The sequence below is a fragment of the Fulvivirga sedimenti genome (assembly GCF_020328055.1).
Genome location: NZ_JAIXNE010000002.1, coordinates 283,777 through 302,395 on the forward strand (window position 1 = coordinate 283,777; position 18,619 = coordinate 302,395).

Genomic DNA, 18,619 nt, shown 5'->3' on the forward strand with positions numbered 1-18,619 from the left:
TGTTAATTAGTTACCGGTATGGATAGTTGTCGCCTGTTTCAACAGATTGTCGAAATCAAAACTTTCTGACCGAACGGGATAATCCTTGTGGAAGAATTCACCGCGATGTGCATCAAACTTATAGTCCAGTGACCATTCAGGTGCATTTGATGCAACCTGCTCGATGGCATCCAGAACAAAATTGAGTTCCTCATCGGTCATTGTAGGATGAAGTGATAGTCTCACCCATCCCGGCTTTTCGCTCAGATCACCCTGGTCAATTTTACAGGTAATCGCATCCGACACGTCTTTGGAGACATTCAGCAGTAAATGGCCATACGTACCCGCACAGGAACAGCCTCCCCTTACCTGAATACCGAAATGATCATTGAGCAACGCCACAACAAGATTATAATGAACTCCTTCAAGATAAAAGCTCACAACACCAAGCCGGTCTTCAGGGGCAACGGGCTGATCAGCCAAAATATGAAGTCCTTTAATTTTTCTGAGTCGCTGAAAAGTAGATTTCAGTAATTGCTCCTCCCTTTGGTGAATCGCTTCAATGGTCAATTCTTCTTTCAGCTTAATACAAAGCGCCGTCCGGATTGCCTGAAGAAAACCCGGAGTTCCACCGTCTTCACGAATCTCAATTTCATCAAAATAACTTCTCCCACCCCATGGGTTGGTCCATTTCACGGTACCCCCACCCGGCTGATCCGGAATAGTGTTATGATATAGTTCTTTATTGAAGATCAGAATTCCGGCACTTCCCGGTCCGCCCAGAAATTTATGTGGCGAAAAGAATATGGCATCAAGTCGCTCGTCAGGATTCTCGGGGTGCATATTTATCTCGTCATATGGCGCCGATGCTGCAAAATCAACAAAGCACCAGCCTCCATGGGCGTGCATCAGCCCTGCAAGTTGATGATAGGGTGTACGAATACCCGTAACATTGGAGCATGCCGTGAAGCATCCGATCTTTACAGGCCGGTCCTGATATTCATTCAACGCATCTTCCAGTTTCGCGGGATCAACCAGTAAGTTTTCATCCGGAGGAATCACCACCACATCAGCCATACATTCAATCCATGAAGTCTGGTTGGAGTGGTGCTCCATGTGAGTAATAAAGATTACCGGGCGTAATGAATCGGGAATATCACAATATTGAATTACCTGTTCAGGAAGACGAAGGCCCAGTATACGCTGTAATTTGGAAATGGCACCTGTCATACCTGTGCCGGTCGCAAGAATAACATCGTCTTGCGATGCATTCACATGACGCTTGATCTGATTTAACGCCTCATGGTAGGCCTGGGTCATGGTAGCGCCTGTGAAACTGGATTCGGAGTGGGTATTAGCCACATACGGACCGAAATGATGGGTCATCAGATCTTCGATGGGCTTGTACAATCTGCCGCCCGCGATCCAGTCGGCATAGATGATCTTCTTTTCACCGAAGGGGGTTTGAAATTTATGATCAATACCTACTATCTCCTGGCGTATGTTCTCAAGGTTGCCCATCTCCATTCATTCAATGTAACTGTTGCAAAGATATTAAATTTTGAACCTGTATGTCCTTAAATAAGCAATAAATGCACTTCTCGTCTGAACGATTCATACAGAAATACACCGATAAAACCGGTGTATTCCATGATTTTCAACTATGACTAATTGTTATCTGCTGCCCGTAAATAAGGCAAGACCCAGAAATACAAAAATGATCAAGTAGAGCACAAATATGATGGCTAACCAGATCAGGGTCGCTTTTGCCCAGTTCTTTTTGTTTTCGTTCGTATCACTGCCAAAGGCCCACACAAAGAGCATAATAATATTTACAACCGGGATTGAAGTGATCAGGATGGTGATGATCCAGTCCTGAATGGACATTACAGAGGTATTACGATTTTCCATTTTAGGTTGGTTTTTGGTTTAACTCAAATTCGGGAAAGAACAATTCAAATCAAAATCTTAGAATTAATTCATTTCTAAAACGATCTTACCCATATGTTCCGATGTCTCCATGAGTTTATGTGCAGACAGAGCATTACCGAACGAAAATGTGCGAAAAACCACCGGTTTAATGGATCCGTCGGCCATCAGCGGCCAGATATTCGATTCCAGCTCTTCAGCAATCCGTTGCTTGAACTCCGGCGAACGAACCCTCAGCGTCGAACCCGTTATCGTAAGCCGTTTTACCATCACCCGCATCAGATCCACCTCTGCCTGACGACCGTTCATCGCATTGATAATGATAAGCCGTCCCTCTTCACGCAAACAGTTCAGGTTTTTCGGTGTATAATCCCCTCCGATCATATCAAGAATTATATCAACGCCTCCGAATTCCTCACGAATGACCGATTCAAAATCCTCGGTCCTGTAGTTAATTGATCTGTCTGCTCCAAGCCGCTTGCAAAAAGCACATTTTTCATCCGTACCTGCGGTAATGATTATTTTCCCTCCCATAGTGCTGATCATCTGAATGGCTGCCACACCAATGCCTGATGAACCTCCATGGACGAGCACAGTTTCGCCTTTTTGAAAATGGCCTCGCTGAAATATATTGGCCCACACCGTGAAAAACGTTTCAGGAACCGATGCCGCCTGTATGAAATCCCAGTTGGCTGGAACGGGCAAGCACTGACCCGATGGAACTGTGACATATTCTGCATAACCCCCTCCTGCCAGCAATGCGCAGACACGGTCACCCACTTTCCAGCGAGGGGCATCCTTACCCACCATATCAACCACTCCAGCCACTTCAAGGCCGGGAATGTCTGCCGGAACACCTGGGGGAGCCGGATAACGCCCTTGCCGCTGAATAACATCCGGTCGGTTTACTCCGGCCGCGTATACCCTGATCCTAACCTCCCCCGGGCCGGGATCTGGCAGAGGTGCATCCCGAAGTTCGAGAACATCCGGGCCTCCCGGCTCAGAAATTACAACCGCTTTCATTTATTCCTTCATACCTTCGGGACGGCGCCATTTTACCGGAGCCGGAGGTTCCGGCTTCAGCTGGAATTCATTATTTTCCAATAGACGAAGAGCCTCTTCAACCGCTTTTTCCAACTGGGGATCGTGGCCTTCCAGAATGCGCTTCGGATCCTGAATAACTTCAATATCCGGACTTACCCCAACACCTTCCACAGCCCATTTTCCATCTGCGTCGTAGAAACCGCCGCGGGGTGCAACCATGCGGCCGCCATCTATGAAGAGTGGAGTATCCCATGTGCCTACAAGTCCGCCCCAGGTGCGTGTACCCACCAAAGGGCCGATTTCAGCCTCTTTAAACATGTAGGGCAAAAGGTCCCCCCCGGAACCGGCGCGCTCATTGATGATCATTACCTTTGGTCCCCAAATACCCGCCATTGGGGTGGTCCATGGCCGGTTATCATTTGCCTTGCTGTTGAAGAAGCCAAAAAGCTTACGGTTCATCACATCGATCATATAGTCTGCCGCGGATCCCCCTCCATTGTTGCGCTCATCAATCACAGCACCTTTTTTATCCTGCTGCGCAAAATAATACCGGTTGAAATAGGTGAATCCGGGACCACTGGTGTTTGGCACATACACATATGCAAGCTTTCCACCGGAAAGCTCATCAACCTTGCGACGGTTACCTTCCACCCAATCCATACCACGAAGCATTGATTCATTGGCAACAGGAACCACCAGTGATTCCCTGGCTCCGTTCATAGCGGGGTTGGAATTTGTCGTTATGGTCACCGCCCGACCTGCGGTTTGCTCAAACAGACTGTACGGGTTCATCGGGGCCCGCAGTTCAATTCCATTTACTGCCAGCAGATAATCACCCTCTTTCACCCCAATGCCCGGAACACCCAAAGGCGCAGTTAAATTAGGGTTCCATGTCTCTCCATCATAAATCTTTGCAATCCGGTAATATCCGTCCACCACTGCAAAGTCACACCCCAGTAAACCCACAGGAACGAACTCTGTATCAGGCATATCCCCACCGCGTACATAGGAATGCCCGATGGACACCTCACCGCTCATGATATCCACAACATAATTCAGGTCACTGCGATGACGAACGTGATCGATCCATGGTGAATACCACGCGTAAATCTTATCCCAGGGTGCCCCATGAACGTTATTCACATACAGGAAATCACGCATATACCGCCAGCCTTCACGAAATATCTGATGATATTCCTGCTGCGGATCAACCCTGATGCGCGCATCCATTTTTAAGGTTCCGTTATCTGCCTTTCCTGTTGTCGGGATAATACTCCATGCGTTGCCCTTTCGGATCAGCATTTGTTTCCGATCGGCAGACACGACGCCGCTCTGTACGCCCGACTGGTAGTCTTCGGCTTTTTGTTTTTTCACATCATACCGATGAATGGTCAACCCGGGAGTATTGGGAACACTTTCTGCTACAAATACAACATGCTCCGGGCCTGCAACAAGTCCGGCATAGTTTCGGTCGGGAAGCTCCAGCGGGACTATACGTTGCTGAATACCGTCAACATCGATCACTACATTTACGCCCTTCTCTTCCGGAGCAGGTTCATCTGTCTTTTTCTTTGACTTTTCTTCCGGTTTCTTTTGGGGTTCTTCTGAAACCGTTTCCTCGTCACTTCTCGGAAGTGCCGGAGCTTTGCCATCCTTTGCTAAAACGATGCAGTATAAACTGCGTGTTACGGACGGGTCATAGCTGCTCATATCCAGCCAGCCCGACTGAAGACCATAGTTCGTACTGGCCAGTGTATACAGATAGGCCCCGCTCTCATCCCAAACAGGCGTAATTGCATCAGCCATTCCATCGGTGAGCTGATGGCGGGCACCCGTTGAGACATTGTAAACAAAAATAGCCTTGAAATGACTTTCCAGCTGTCGGGAATAGGCGATCCATTTGCTGTCGGGTGACCACACCGGATTCATGGCCCTGTTTGGATGGGCATAGCGATCTGTATCAGCGATTTTCATTGTCCCGCTTTGCAGGTCAACAATCCAAATATTATAGTCTGTATCCGTAAAGGCAATATATTTTCCGTCCGGTGACCAGTCGGGCTGGAAATAAAAAGTTGGATCAGGCATTTTAATTTCCCTCACATTGCCTCCATCCTGATCTGCCACCATGAGTGCATACTCTCCAGACTTATCCGAGAACCATGCTACTTTATCTCCTTTCGGTGACCATACTGGCGCACGATCCGCCACGCCCGGTGAATTGGTGAGGTTTCGCCAGGTCCCTTCCTCCTTAGGAAAAGTGAATATTTCTCCGCGTACCTCAAAGATTGCGCGCTTTCCGGTTGGAGATATTGCCGGATTGTTTAAATCGCCCGCTGAAACGGATTCCCATCGGGGGCGGGAAAAATTCATGTCCCCCCGAACATTAATCACCAGCTGCTGGGTATTTCCATTTGCCGGATCCAAAAGATGAAGGTATCCTCCTTGTTCATAGACAATTCCGTTCGGACCGGCATCAAGACTCTTAACATCAAATTGTTTATGAAAAGTGATTTGGGCTTCAGCTTTGGTAGCCGGATTGAATGACCAGATATTACTGGCATAGTCCCTTTCGGAAAGATAATATACTGAGCCATTATACCAGACAGGGTCAAGATGACGCTCTTGCGTTGGCTGAGGCGTTCGGATAAGGTCCATTGTTTCCATATCGACGATCCAGATCGGCATGGCCTGTCCGCCCCGGTAATTACGCCATTCAGGATCCCAGAAGGTAATGGGTACATAGGCAATATGTTTACCATCCGGCGACATTTCACCAAAGGCTGCCCTTGGAAGCCCCACGGGTTCCGGCATTCCACCCTTCCGGTTAACCTTAAAAAAAGTACTGGTCTGTGTAGGGTGCCCTACTCTGCCGGAACGGAACATTACCTCGCCATCCGGAGTCCATCCCTGCACAAAATCACCGCCCGGGTGCCAGGTAAGGCGCAGCGGGGTTCCTCCCTCCGATGGAATCACATAGACATCTGTGTTGCCATCATACTCTGCACTGAAAGCAATCCACTTTTCATCGGGAGAAAAGTGCGGCAACGATTCTGATCCTTCGTGACTCGTTAAACGAACGGCGTCTCCACCTGCTCGGGAAACTTTCCAAAGATCATCGGCATAAACAAATACAATGCTGTTGGCAGAAAGGGTTGGCTCCCGAAGAAGCTGGGTACCCTGCCCGTTAACAGGTAAAATCGAAATAAGAAATAGTAGAGTAAATAGGGTTCGCATAGGGTTCTGATTAGTGACAAATGAAAATAGTCATTAATTGGAAATAATCCCTTACCGATTATAACAATGTAGCTTATTTATAAATATTTGGTAGCGGCTCCGAATCAGGGTCATAGGGTGCTATGCGCTCACCTTTAATTTTATAAATAGCCCAGTCATCCAGTGCGATACCCTTGTTTATCCGATTTCGAAGCGCATCGATCCAACCCATCTCCCTGGTAGTGACATACTCAATATCCGGGAAAAAACTTCGCGCAAACGTCTCATTGTCCGACAGGTCTTCGTCGCGCCCCACACAGAGAACCAGGTAATTTGGATATTGGCTGTCTGGCATTCTTTCCATGATTTGCATCACGCTGTCGGGTGTAACAGTCGACCCTATGTGCGGATAGGCCTCATAAAATCCTCCATAGTACAACGGCGCATCCTTAATTCTTTTATGGGTAGGATCCATTAAAACAAAACCTTTCAGATCCTCCTGCTCACCAAGGAACCGCATGCCTTCCACACGGGCTCTTTTGTTATCATAGGCGGAATAAAGAATAACCAGCGGGATATTTAAAATCCAAAAAAAGACCCAGCTGAATCTGACAAAAGAAGATAAGACTTTGCCCATGTTCCTTCGCTCAACAAAATTTGACCACCCGAGATACCCAAGGATAATAATATGGGGCATGATCGTAAAAATGAATCGCTCCTGCTTATTTGGAAAAACGGAATGGAAAACAAAGAATAAAAGTGCTGCCAGCCATACTGTTGTGCTTACTTTATAGGATCGGGCAAATCCAAACATCAGCAAAATACTTAGTGGCGGAATGAATACTCCCAATAATATTCCAAGATAAAAATGCCATGGTTCCGTAGTATAATCATTTGCATGTTCTACATTGAAAAGGAAGTAATACTGCAGCTTGCAGAACGGCGATCCGCATAAATAGTAGTCCCCCACACCATGAATGAGCACTATTGCTCCAACAAATACAGCTCCCAGATAGATCGATTCCTTCCATTTTCGACTCCACATTAAGCCCAGACCAATCCCCCCGGCAAAAAGAATTGTTTGATAACGCAGCGAAAAGCAAATACCCAGCAACAGTCCTGATAATAATATATATCGCAGCGGGAGATCACCTTTCAAAAAGCGAACCACCCAATAGGAAACCAGCAGAAGAAGAGGAATTGGAATGACTTCAACCAGATTGCGCACCGACATCTGGGGAAACATCCAAAAAAGTGCAAGCAAAAGACCCACAACGCGTGCTTTATTCCGATCGCCCAACTCCCATGTCAGCTTGTATCCAAAGTAAATGATCAATAAGGAATACAAGGCATGAATCAGGCGGTTAAAAACCATTTTGAGCGAAGGGTCAGACATCCCCAGAAATTCGGCAGTTCCGAGAATCACATAATTTGCGGCAGGATACAAAAGACTTCGTCCACTGGTATTTTCTTCCGGAGAATCCGTAATCATATTGCCTTTATCACGTCCTTCCAGCCAGCTTTGAGCAGGTTCAATTACTAAAAAATGATCATCGTGATATCCATAACCTCCGGAAAAAAATACACCAATCAATCGTACGGTAAGGGCAAGCAGAATGATCAGCAGCAGCGGACGTTCATTCCAAAGACGTTGAATCAGAGCCATAGTCAAATTTTGTGCAATATTAGAAATCCTGAATCGGATTCAAAAAATTAAACGAACGCCGGCTCTTCTTAAATTAGTATCCCAGGTTTTGTATACCGGCCGACCAGTAGAGAGTCGCCACAGATTTCTGATAATCTGCGCGCAACTTCAGGAGTTTCGTCTGTGCTTCGATAAGCTTTTCGAGCTGAATATTGATCTTGAATAGATCACTTTCACCATTTTCCAGGTTTATCCGTTCCGCTGCCAGGATTTGCTGATAACTAGTCACCATTTGATCAAGCTGCGTCAGGATCGCCCCGGTATTTACTACTGCTGTATACTGCGCATTAATTTCGTTAACGATCTCACGTTCCACGAAATCCTGTTCAAGATTGTTATCCCTGATCTTCAGATTGGTCTGCCCGATTTTTGCGCGCTCTTTTCGAAGGAAAATAGGAAAAGCAAAATCAATTCCTACCCTGTAATTATTATCGAAAGTCCAGCCATTATTTTCACCCTCCGGGGTAAAGGGCTGATCCAGGAACTGATATTTAAGATCAATTCTGGGCTTCAGATTTTCGCGGGCCAAACTTCTTTCAACGATCAACGCTTCATTCTTCAACCGCAACTTTTGTAATTCCGGGTGGTTTGCACGGGCCAGAGTCACAAGATCCAGGAGTACCGAGTCGCCTAATTCTGTTACGGGCAACGCCTCCGGACGGATGTAATCCTTAAGCTCCAAAGGAAGGCCTTCCGGGCTCCACAGGTGATTCGACAAGGATAAGGCAGCTTTGATCCGGTCGATATTAGCCTGCTGAAAATCTGTAATACGGTTCAGCAGGGTGATTTTTGCTTGTATCGTATCTATTGCCGCAACCTCCCCATATTCAAATCCCATTTTGGTTCGATTAAAGATATCCTGAGTGATGGCAATATTCTGCTGCATCAGTATATAATTGTTATAGGCATAATACCATTCCCAGTAATCCTTGGCAGCCGTTAAAAGCACCTTGTTGATCTCCTTGATTTGCTCTGCCTCAGCCATATCCTGAAAAATCAACGCTTGCCTGACCGTAGCTCTGCGCTGATCGATGAAAAGGCCCTGACCAATGGGCACCGATACACCCGCATACAACTGCTGATTATTGGTGGCATCAGAAATGAAATTCTCAGGATTCAGATATGCCCCGCGATTTTGCATGAATCCCACCTCGGGATTCACCGGGAACCAGACTGGAATTTTCAGAGAGACATCCAGCAAATTATAATATTCCGTGTCGCTGAATCTTTTTTGATTCCAGCTACCCTGCAATTTCGGATCAAATGCTCCCCGCGCAAGCCTGACTTCCTGAATCGCCTGGTCGGTAAGCAGGTTTGCCTGCTGGACTATGGGATGGTATGCGAGTACGACGGCATAAAAATCATCGAATTTAAGGATCGACGAACTGTCCATCGAAACAGACTGAGCCTTAACCCCATAAAAGAAGCAAGCAAATATTATGATCCAGATTGCTCTCATTTCTTCTTCTCTTCAGAAGTTTCTTCATTCTTATCAGATGTTTTCTCATCCTCTTTTCCCAGCAAACCCTGGTTATTCGGATCCTCGTATAGACTTGGCGGGAAACCGTTAAGCTGTCGCCATATTTCATACCACACCGGAACATCGTCGAGCATTACCCATCCCTTCGTTCCTGATCCGATTCGGAGCAGCTCAGGCCACGGTTCATCTTCCGGATCCGGGGTTACCAAAATACGGAACATTCCACCGCTTGAATTAACGTAATCGATCACCTGAACGACTCCGCCAAAAGTTCCCACAGAGACGCTTGGCCATCCCGAAAACTGCAGCGCAGGCCAGCCGTCAAATTCAATCCGTACTTTCCTGCCCTTGGAGATCAAGGGAACATCCATGGCGCGGACATACATTTCCACTGCCATATCCGGATTGGTTGGTGCGATAGTAACAACCGCTTCCCCTTCCTTGATGGTTTCACCGATTCCGGCACGCATCGCCTTTACGATATAACCATTCTGGGGTGAAATAATCTGGTACTGCTCATTACGAATCTCCATGTTGGCATACTCATTCCTCAGCTTGGCCCGGGATACCTCCGCATCATAAAGTTCAGACAACGTTGCATTCAGATCAGATTCTGCCTTTGAGATCTTGTCCTGGTACTCAGCTCGAACACCTGAAAGATTTACACGGGCATTGATCAATTCAGCCTTTGTCTGAAGAAATTTGTTCTCCGAGGAAACTACCTTCATACGGGACTCCTGATATTTCGATTCAATGTCCTGGAATTTAGTCAGCGCAATGTTTCCAGCCTCGTATAACGTTTTATTCCGTTCATACTGATTCCGGAAGTTGTTGAATCTGATTTTTTCCGCCTCATAATCCACGCTGTCACTAACAAGTTTCAATTCGGTCTGGCGAAGTTTGTTCACAGCCTGTTCATACTTCACATCGAGTGACTGTCGCAGGGCTGTGATCTGAACGCGAAGTGCATCAGCCTTGCTTTGTTTAGAGTCGATGCTGCTTTCCTTCGCCTCCACCTGTTCAGAAAGTCGTGTAAGCAATTGTGGATCAAAGTAGTCGGATTTAATTTCCGAAAGTGTAAGAATGGTATCTCCTTTATTCACGAACTGTCCTTCCCGAACCCGCCAGCTGGAAATTCTGCCCGCAATGGCAGACTCGACCGACTGCGGTCGGTTGCCGGGCGTGAAGGCAGTCATCTTGCCAGTACCGCGTATGTTCTGCTGCCAGGGAACAAACAGCATGACGAAAAACACCGCTCCCAGTCCCATAAGGATTTTTGCCAGCCTGCGGCCAGCACTGGGTGTTTTCAGCGTCTTTAGTGTGTAGAGCTGATGGTCGCTAATTACTTTCTTTAACTCCTTCATAACCTACCTCACTATTTTATTGAGTGCACCTGATTTAACCAATTCGTCGAACTTTCCGTTACCTGTGATCCTTCCTTCTTCAAAAAGAAGTACCCGGTCACAAGCCGCCATAATAAACGGATCATTTGATACCACAATAAGTGTCCAGTTATGTTCCTTTGCTGTTAGCATCTGAATAAGTGAGAGCCGTTCCGACTGGATGAAATCCTTAAAGAAGTCATTCAGGACCAGTAGACTTGGCCTTTTAGCCAGGCATCGGGCCAGAATAATTTTGTTTACAACACCGCGTGACAACCCCTTGCCACCGCTAAGCATAGGCGTATCCAACCCTTCCGGCATCGCATTGATGGTGTCTCCAACATTCACCTTGTCCAGTGCCCAGAGCGCATCTTCAGCCTTGGAATTCGGCTTGGAAAGCAAAACGTTCTCAAAGATAGTCCCTTCGAAGATATCCTCCTGGGAAACATTCTTGCCTATTTTATCCCGTAAATTCGTAAGATCCAGGTCGCGCAGAGAATAACCATCCATGGTGATGATTCCTTCATAACCCTGGTGAAGGCCGGTAAGCACTTTTGTAAATACCGTTCTTCCAGATCCCGCACCACCCGATATACAAATGCGTTCACCACTCCGGATATGCGTTTCCACATCCTTGAGTACATAATCCGTACTACCAGGAAATTTATATGATAGCTTTTTAACCCTAACTTCCATACCCCGCTCCAGCAGGTGCTTGGGAATATCAATACCTCCGCTTTTTTCCAGCGGCAAGTCTGTTACCTGCGAAATTTTGTCCACTGCCGTAAGCATATCATAAACCACATCCATGTACATGATGATCTTCTCAACAGAATTCAGTGTTAGAATGATGATCACTTCTGATGCTACAAACTGGCCCAATGTAATTTCACGCTGTACAACCAGGATAGTACCGATAATCAACAGGCCACCCGTTACAAGTCCCTTAAAAAGGAGAATAAAAATATATTGATTAACCAGCACACCGAAATGCACCTTCCTGTTCTTCAAATAATTGTTTACGTTATAATCAGTCTTCCGGATTGGCAGCGGTGTATTTCCAGATATTTTGAAGGAATTGATTGTTCTCGCCAATTCTTCCAGCCAATACACAACTTTATATTTATACTTCGATTCCTTGATGGAAGAGCTCAAACCCTTCGGGCCCGTAAAGTAGAAAATAAGCACGAGCATACCCACCAGCAGCAGACTGAAAAATACAAAGAACGGATGATAGAGCGACAGGAGGATCAAACCGAATAAAATTTGTATCACACCTGCCGACAGGTCGATCAACAGCTTAGGAAGTCCCTTTTGTAAGGTAAGAACATCGAAAAACCGGTTCATTAACTCCGGTGCATAATAATTTAAGAGCGCTTCGTTCTTAATTCTGGGTATCCTGAAGGCAAATTCAAAGGCCGCTTTTGTGAATACCCTGCGCTGTAAAAATTCCACCAGGGTGATCTGCATCACCTGCAGACCCCCTGCAGCAAATACCCCGATGATCACTAATGCGATTAAAACATAGACAGAGCTGAAAACAACCCCGCCCGAAATCAGTGATACTGTTGCCTGAATACCCAGGGGTAAGGTTAAGCTGATCAGACCGATCAGTACTGCGTAGATGTATATGTAAAATATATCTTTCTTTTCCTCCGAAAGCAGACGCATTAACCGCTGAAGAGGATTCAGTTTTTTAAGGTTCTCCCCATTTTCAGGATCATCACTTACCAAACTTTTATAACCAAAAATACCCATGAAGCTTACCTTGCCGTCTTCCAGCATCAGGTTGGGAAAGTAATCAGCATCACAGCTCAGTGTTTCCGAATCACTGATGCGAATTCTTGACACTTTGAGCTTACGCTTTTCCTTAAAAATAATAATAGGAATAAGATCATCCTCTGTTTCCTCAAAGGCAAATATCGGAATCTCCACGTCATCCAGAAACGACCTGATCTCTTCAGGGGCTAATTGATTTTCAAGAAAAATGATCCGCTGTTTGGTAGCGGCCTCAATCAGATCTCTCCGGAACTCAGGAGCGTCTTCCCGGTCGTAGTAACGGGGTGAGGCTTCCATTTCCCTTAAGGTAAAACCATCGAAGTCCTGCCCCAAATATGTTGAAGCCTCCCTGATTACCTGAATAATCTGGCTGCTGTTCATCCGCATGGTCTTTATTTTTTAGGTGTTATGGTATTGAAAATCATTTCCCCAAGAAATGCTTCATTCTGAGCCTGTAAGTTACCCTTCTTCTTTTTAATATCCGTTAATGATGGCAAATGCTCAGCATAGAAAAGTTGCTGATGCGCCATTTGAAGCACGGTGCTGATCAGCGAATGTGGGTATTTATACGCTGGATTGATTTCTGTGATATAGGAAGCAATTTTCGCGCATAATGACTTGAAGCCCCTGAATAATCCTTCCCGGTTGTCGTCATCCACCTGTTTGGTCAGATAGGTCTTATCAGATTCCCAAATGACAATCCGATACAGCGCCTCCTCGTCGACCTCCGGAAAAAGGGGATCCCTGTCTTTTTTCTCTGTTACGAGCGCCAGTGCTATCTGCAGTTTCTTGCGTGGATCAGAAATATTCTGCGTACCGAAATCAATGCGGTATTCAAGCCAATTCCAGTACCAGGCGATCAGATAAACAAGTAAACGATGCTTATTTTCAAAATACCTGTATACCGATGCTTCGGTAGAATCGATCTTTAAAGCCAGTTTTTTGAATGTAAACTTTTCGAAACCCAATTCATCGATCATTCGGATACTCTCCTCAATGATCTTCCTTCCGAGTTCTGTTTCCTGCGGGTCCCGCACGAATAAGTTCTCATTCATTAATAATTGCAGCGTAGCCATCTTCCAAAAATAATATAATTACTCAATTATAAAATAGTAATACTATCATATATGATATTCCTCTAACGCAAAAAATGAAATAAGGTTATACTGAAGTGAATTATTTTCCGAGAAGTGCCTTTATCAGGCCGACATTTTCACCTGGCTTCTTTACTACCAGCAGGTACCTGTCTGTTAAGCCTGAATAAACCCGTTCGGAAACACTGCCAAGTAATGCAGCAGCTGCTGCTGTTTTTCCACGTGCCCCGATTATAATCATATCGGCAGGGTGATTTGATGCCCATTTCAGGATGGACTGACCGATATCCGTCGATTTATTGATGCCTTCGATGAAGCAGTCAGGATTGATCGCACGGAAAGGCTCCACGAATTCCTTTAGTTTGTGCTCTGTGTAAGTAGCCAGCTTCTGATCAAGCAGGTTTCTCTTGACGAGAATTTCTTCCACCTCATCGACAGTTTCTGCGACCTGATTGATGTATTTGGATGAATCACGGTAAACCGTCAGGCAACTGGTATGTTTATGAAGACTTTCTGCAACATGCATGGCCTGCAAACTGTGCTCAGAAAAATCGACCGGCACCAGTACATGTTGAAATTCCATCTCCTTCTCAGGAACGAACAGAATACTGATGCCCGACTTTCGTGCTATTTTCCTTTCCACCAACCCCTCATTTCCTTTTTTACCAACAACGACCAGGTCATTTTCCAGATCCTGGGTAAGTTGTAAAATAACAGTTAGTGCATGCCCTTCACGAACTTCTATATCATAAGGTGTGGTTATACCCGATTCATTTATATATTGCTGAATCCTGTTTTCATAGAATCGTAATTCGGGTTCATTGAGGTCCGGAATATCAGACAGTACTTCCCGGGGCAGGTCGGCTGGATGAACTACATGTAAAAATGTTAACCTTTCAGGCTTAAGTTCCTTTTCAAGTTTAACCAGGTTGGAAAAAATGTACTGATCTGTATCAGACATGTCCAATGCGATTAACCAATTTTTATAGAAGTTCATATATATTAAATAATAGTAATACTTTTATTATAGATAGATTAACAATCATATTTTCGCAATGTTATAAAAAAAACTGATTATTCATGTCATCAGATATCCTCATACAAAATCTGCTGAACCCTGCAGTTCTTTTTTTCTTCCTTGGATTACTGGCAGTATTTATACGTTCAGACCTTGAAATCCCCCAACCCATCCCGAAGTTTCTTTCCCTCTATCTGCTGCTGTCAATTGGTGTGAAGGGCGGAGTAGAGTTGTCCCACAGCGGCATAACGAGCCATGTGATGACCACCCTGGGGATTGCGGTCTTCATGTCGCTCCTGGTACCGCTCTATTCATTCTACATTCTGAAGAAACGGGTAAGTATTTATGACGCCGGCGCCATCGCCGCGACCTATGGATCGATCAGCGCCGTAACATTTATTACTGCAACTTCTTTCTTGAAGGATCTTAATATTGAATATGGCGGACATATGGTTGCAGCCATGGCTCTGATGGAATCCCCTGCGATTATTGTGGGCGTTTTGCTCATTAATATTTACCGAAAGGATAAAAACGATGAAGAAACGTCCTATGGAAGCATTATCAAAGAAGCGCTTACAAACGGCTCTGTCGTACTGATCCTGGGAAGTCTTATTATCGGACTATTGGGAGGAGAACGAACCGAACAGGCGCTGGAACCCTTTACCGGCGATATTTTCAAAGGTATGCTGGCCTTCTTTCTCCTGGATATGGGCCTTCTCGCGGGTAAACGAATCCGATCACTGCGTAAGGCCGGATCTTTTCTTATTCTTTTCAGCCTTATCATCCCGGTTATTAACGCGGCTATTGGAATTGCTCTTTGTCAGCTTTTCCATATCAATATAGGTGATTCCCTTCTGCTGGTTGTGCTGCTTGCAAGTGCCTCCTATATCGCCGTTCCGGCAGCAATCCGGATTACAGTTCCTGAAGCTAATCCCGGATTATATGTACCGATGTCGCTTGCAATCACATTCCCATTTAATATCATACTGGGGATTCCCGTTTATTATCACATTCTGGAATATTTAAATTTACATACATGAAAGCACTGAAACGTGTAGAGATTATCACCGGATCCCTGGAATCTTCCAAGGTCATCAGAATCCTGGATCAAAATCAAATCAACGGATACACCCTGATTAAAAATGTCCTGGGACGCGGAGACAAAGGTGAACAGGATGGCGAAGGACTGCATAATGCTTTTCAAAACACATATTTCCTTGTGGCATGTTCTGAAGAAGAGCTGAATAAAATAACCGAACCGCTTCGGAAGCTGCTTAAAACTTCCGGTGGGGTCTGCCTCATCAGTGACGCTCAGTGGCTTATGCACTGATGAATCAACTCCTGTTCATACAATCGGAGTTAGGCAGCTGTATACATTTTTATTAATTTTATCACTCATCGGTTTACGCTCATAGAATGAAAAATTTCACCTACTTGTATATCCTCGTTTTGACGTTTGCGCTATTCGCCTCCTGTACGTCGGAAAATAATGACAACATCGAAAACACGAAGCCTGGTCAGTCTTCCTTGTACTTTAACGGTGATATCATCACTATGGAAGGCGACTCACCCGAATATGCAGAAGCCCTGGTTGAACAAAGTGGGAAAATTTTATTCGTAGGTACTGAGGAAGAAGCACGTGAAAAGGCCGGAACGAATTATGCAGAGATTGACCTGAAGGGCAAGACACTTGTTCCCGGTTTTATTGATGGCCACGCCCATTTCTACGGTTTCGGTGCTCAGGCGGTAATGGCAAATCTCCTGGCAAGTCCCGACGGAAACTGTGACAGTATTCCCGCCCTTATTACCACATTGAAAGAATGGCATGCCGCTAACGGAACCGACAAGACCAAGGGTTGGATCGTCGGGATGGGATTCGACGATGCAGTGCTGGCTGAAAAACGCTTTCCAACAAAAGAGGATTTGGATCAGGTCTCAACAGAAATACCAATTATGGTCATCCATATCTCAGGACACTTCTCAGTTGTGAATTCCAAAGGTCTTGAACTGCTCAACATCACTTCTGAAACAATGAACCCCGAAGGTGGCGTGATTCGTCGTATGGAAGGGTCCAACGAACCCAACGGCGTGCTTGAAGAACTCGCTGCCATTCCTGCCATGATCGATAAAATCAGTCCGACCGAACCCGAAATGATCGATTATTACATGGACAAAGGTCAGGAAATGGCGGTACGATATGGTTACACAACTGCTGTGGAAGGTCGTGCCATGAGCAATCATGAGCAAATTGCTGATTATGCCAGCCGGGGAAAGCTAAACATTGATATTTTGTCGTATATCGATTACATGTTCCCCCGGTACATGGAAACGGAATGGTATAGCAAGGAATATAAAAATCATTATCGCATTGCCGGACTTAAACTGACACTGGACGGATCACCCCAGGGAAGGACAGCCTGGAGAACCATCCCCTACCTGATCCCTCCTGACGGGCAGAAGGATGGATATAGCGGATACCCTGCCATACCTGAAGACGAGAAAGTGATGGAGATCGTTGATCTCGCATTTGCAAATAACTGGCAGCTCAAAACACATTGCAACGGCGACGCTGCATTTGATCAGTTATGCCGGGCATTGGGTCCTGCTGTAGCCAAATATGGGAACCAGAACCGAAGAAATACATTAGTTCACGGACAACTGATCCGGCCGGATCAAATAGACAGCCTTAAAAAATATGATCTTATCGCCTCACTTTTCCCCATGCATACATTCTACTGGGGCGACTGGTATGACGAGATCATCGGCCCGGATAAGGCACAACAAATCAGTCCGATCAAATCTGCATTGAACAAAGGTGTACGCGTTACCAGTCACACCGACGCCCCGGTGGCACTCCCGAACCTTATGATGATCATGTGGACCACCGTAAACCGTGTGAGCCGCAGCGGTAAAATTATGGGGCCCGCTGAACGACTTACACCTTACGAAGCACTTCAGTCATTTACCATTGGAGGCGCATATCAGTTCTTTGAGGAGAATGAGAAGGGAAGCTTAAAAGCAGGAAAACTAGCTGATATGGTGATACTTGACCAAAATCCGCTGAAAGTTGATCCGATGAAACTCAAGGAAATAAAAGTGCTCCAAACCATCAAGGGTGGTAAGACCGTTTATTCTGCGATGTAGACACATTAAATAGAATTATCTGTCTGATGATCAGAAGATAATTCTATTATTTCGGTTTATTTTTTGTATTTTGATTGACAATCAACCAATCAAAACTATGAGAAAATTAACCCTAGTGCTGTTTGCAGCATCAATGTTTTTTGCTTGCGGTCAGCAAGAGCAGGCACCCCCACCACCCCCACCTGTTGAAGAACCTGCAGGACCCGTAACTGTAAATGCAGATGAAAAATATGTAGCTATCTGTAAAGATGGACTGGCAGCCATGTCCAGTGGTGATATGGAGCGATTTGTATCTGACTTTACCGATAATGTAGTATATCAGTTTGCCTATGGAGACAGCCTTGTTGGCAAAACAGCAGTTCTGGAATACTGGAAGGATCGTCGTGAAAACGCCATCGAGGATATTAATTTCTCCAATAGCGTATGGCTGTCCGTAACAGTAGACGCTTCCAACAATTATAACGTTGCTCCCGGAGACTGGGTAATGGGCTGGTTCTTAACAACAGCCTCCTACAAAGCCACGGGCAAAAGTATGACGCAAAATATTCATACCTTGTATCATTTTAATGGTTCAGGAAAAGTTGATAGGGTAATTCAATACCTTGATCGTGCCGCAATAATGCAGGCGAGCAGTCAGTAATTAATATAAAGGTCCCGTCTGGAAATAGACGGGACTTTTACATTATATACTTCAACCAATTAGATACCACCCTTAGAAATTTGGGGATCAATCATTATATTATGAGATGATTTTTGCTTCCATATGAGGTTACCTGGTTTTCGATCAATTCTTTGGCTTCCGGCCAGTTTTTTTATAATACTGACAAGCTGTGGCCCGAATATTCCTGAGGG

14 protein-coding genes are annotated in these 18,619 nt (G+C 45.4%); 4 read left to right on the forward strand and 10 right to left on the reverse strand.

Features of this window, described 5'->3' with window-relative positions:
- Nucleotides 1–6 precede the first annotated feature (6 nt).
- From LDX50_RS07610 to LDX50_RS07655, 10 genes are all read right to left on the reverse strand, one after another.
- Nucleotides 7–1,506 (reverse strand): aminotransferase class V-fold PLP-dependent enzyme, encoded by a 1,500-nt coding sequence (locus LDX50_RS07610; RefSeq protein ID WP_225697843.1) that lies wholly within the window; start codon nt 1,504–1,506, stop codon nt 7–9.
- A 147-nt stretch (nt 1,507–1,653) separates the two neighbouring features.
- Nucleotides 1,654–1,890, reverse strand: a complete 237-nt coding sequence (locus LDX50_RS07615; protein ID WP_225697844.1) for a hypothetical protein — start codon at nt 1,888–1,890, stop codon at nt 1,654–1,656.
- 63 nt (nt 1,891–1,953) lie between these two features.
- Complete coding sequence (locus tag LDX50_RS07620) at nt 1,954–2,931, reverse strand: NAD(P)H-quinone oxidoreductase (RefSeq protein ID WP_225697845.1); 978 nt, start codon at nt 2,929–2,931, stop codon at nt 1,954–1,956.
- Entirely contained in the window at nt 2,932–6,186 is a 3,255-nt protein-coding gene (locus LDX50_RS07625; RefSeq protein ID WP_225697846.1) for a S41 family peptidase, read from the reverse strand.
- 73 nt (nt 6,187–6,259) lie between these two features.
- Nucleotides 6,260–7,831, reverse strand: coding sequence for a glycosyltransferase family 39 protein (locus LDX50_RS07630; protein ID WP_225697847.1), 1,572 nt, complete (start codon nt 7,829–7,831; stop codon nt 6,260–6,262).
- Between the two features lie 73 nt (nt 7,832–7,904).
- Entirely contained in the window at nt 7,905–9,329 is a 1,425-nt protein-coding gene (locus tag LDX50_RS07635) for a TolC family protein (RefSeq protein ID WP_225697848.1), read from the reverse strand.
- Nucleotides 9,326–10,714: an HlyD family secretion protein gene (locus tag LDX50_RS07640; protein WP_225697849.1), complete on the reverse strand. Its 1,389-nt coding sequence runs from the start codon at nt 10,712–10,714 to the stop codon at nt 9,326–9,328. Before LDX50_RS07640 ends, LDX50_RS07635 begins: the two co-directional genes overlap by 4 nt.
- A gap of 3 nt (nt 10,715–10,717) precedes the next feature.
- Nucleotides 10,718–12,898, reverse strand: coding sequence for a peptidase domain-containing ABC transporter (locus LDX50_RS07645; RefSeq protein WP_225697850.1), 2,181 nt, complete (start codon nt 12,896–12,898; stop codon nt 10,718–10,720).
- A 5-nt stretch (nt 12,899–12,903) separates the two neighbouring features.
- Nucleotides 12,904–13,587, reverse strand: coding sequence for a TetR/AcrR family transcriptional regulator (locus tag LDX50_RS07650; protein ID WP_225697851.1), 684 nt, complete (start codon nt 13,585–13,587; stop codon nt 12,904–12,906).
- A gap of 100 nt (nt 13,588–13,687) precedes the next feature.
- Complete coding sequence (locus LDX50_RS07655; protein WP_225697852.1) at nt 13,688–14,602, reverse strand: universal stress protein; 915 nt, start codon at nt 14,600–14,602, stop codon at nt 13,688–13,690.
- A gap of 83 nt (nt 14,603–14,685) precedes the next feature.
- On the opposite strand from LDX50_RS07655, the gene LDX50_RS07660 reads away from it, so the two are divergent.
- The 4 genes from LDX50_RS07660 (at nt 14,686) to LDX50_RS07675 (ending at nt 18,407) form a co-directional block, all read left to right on the forward strand.
- Nucleotides 14,686–15,663, forward strand: a complete 978-nt coding sequence (locus LDX50_RS07660) for a sodium-dependent bicarbonate transport family permease (RefSeq protein WP_225697853.1) — start codon at nt 14,686–14,688, stop codon at nt 15,661–15,663.
- Entirely contained in the window at nt 15,660–15,953 is a 294-nt protein-coding gene (locus LDX50_RS07665; RefSeq protein ID WP_225697854.1) for a P-II family nitrogen regulator, read from the forward strand. Before LDX50_RS07660 ends, LDX50_RS07665 begins: the two co-directional genes overlap by 4 nt.
- 86 nt (nt 15,954–16,039) lie before the next feature.
- A complete protein-coding gene (locus tag LDX50_RS07670) occupies nt 16,040–17,767 on the forward strand; it encodes an amidohydrolase (RefSeq protein ID WP_225697855.1) in 1,728 nt (575 codons plus the stop codon).
- 97 nt (nt 17,768–17,864) lie between these two features.
- Nucleotides 17,865–18,407 carry a nuclear transport factor 2 family protein gene (locus tag LDX50_RS07675; RefSeq protein ID WP_225697856.1) on the forward strand — a complete coding sequence of 181 codons (543 nt, stop codon included), beginning with the start codon at nt 17,865–17,867 and terminating at the stop codon, nt 18,405–18,407.
- Nucleotides 18,408–18,619 lie beyond the last annotated feature (212 nt).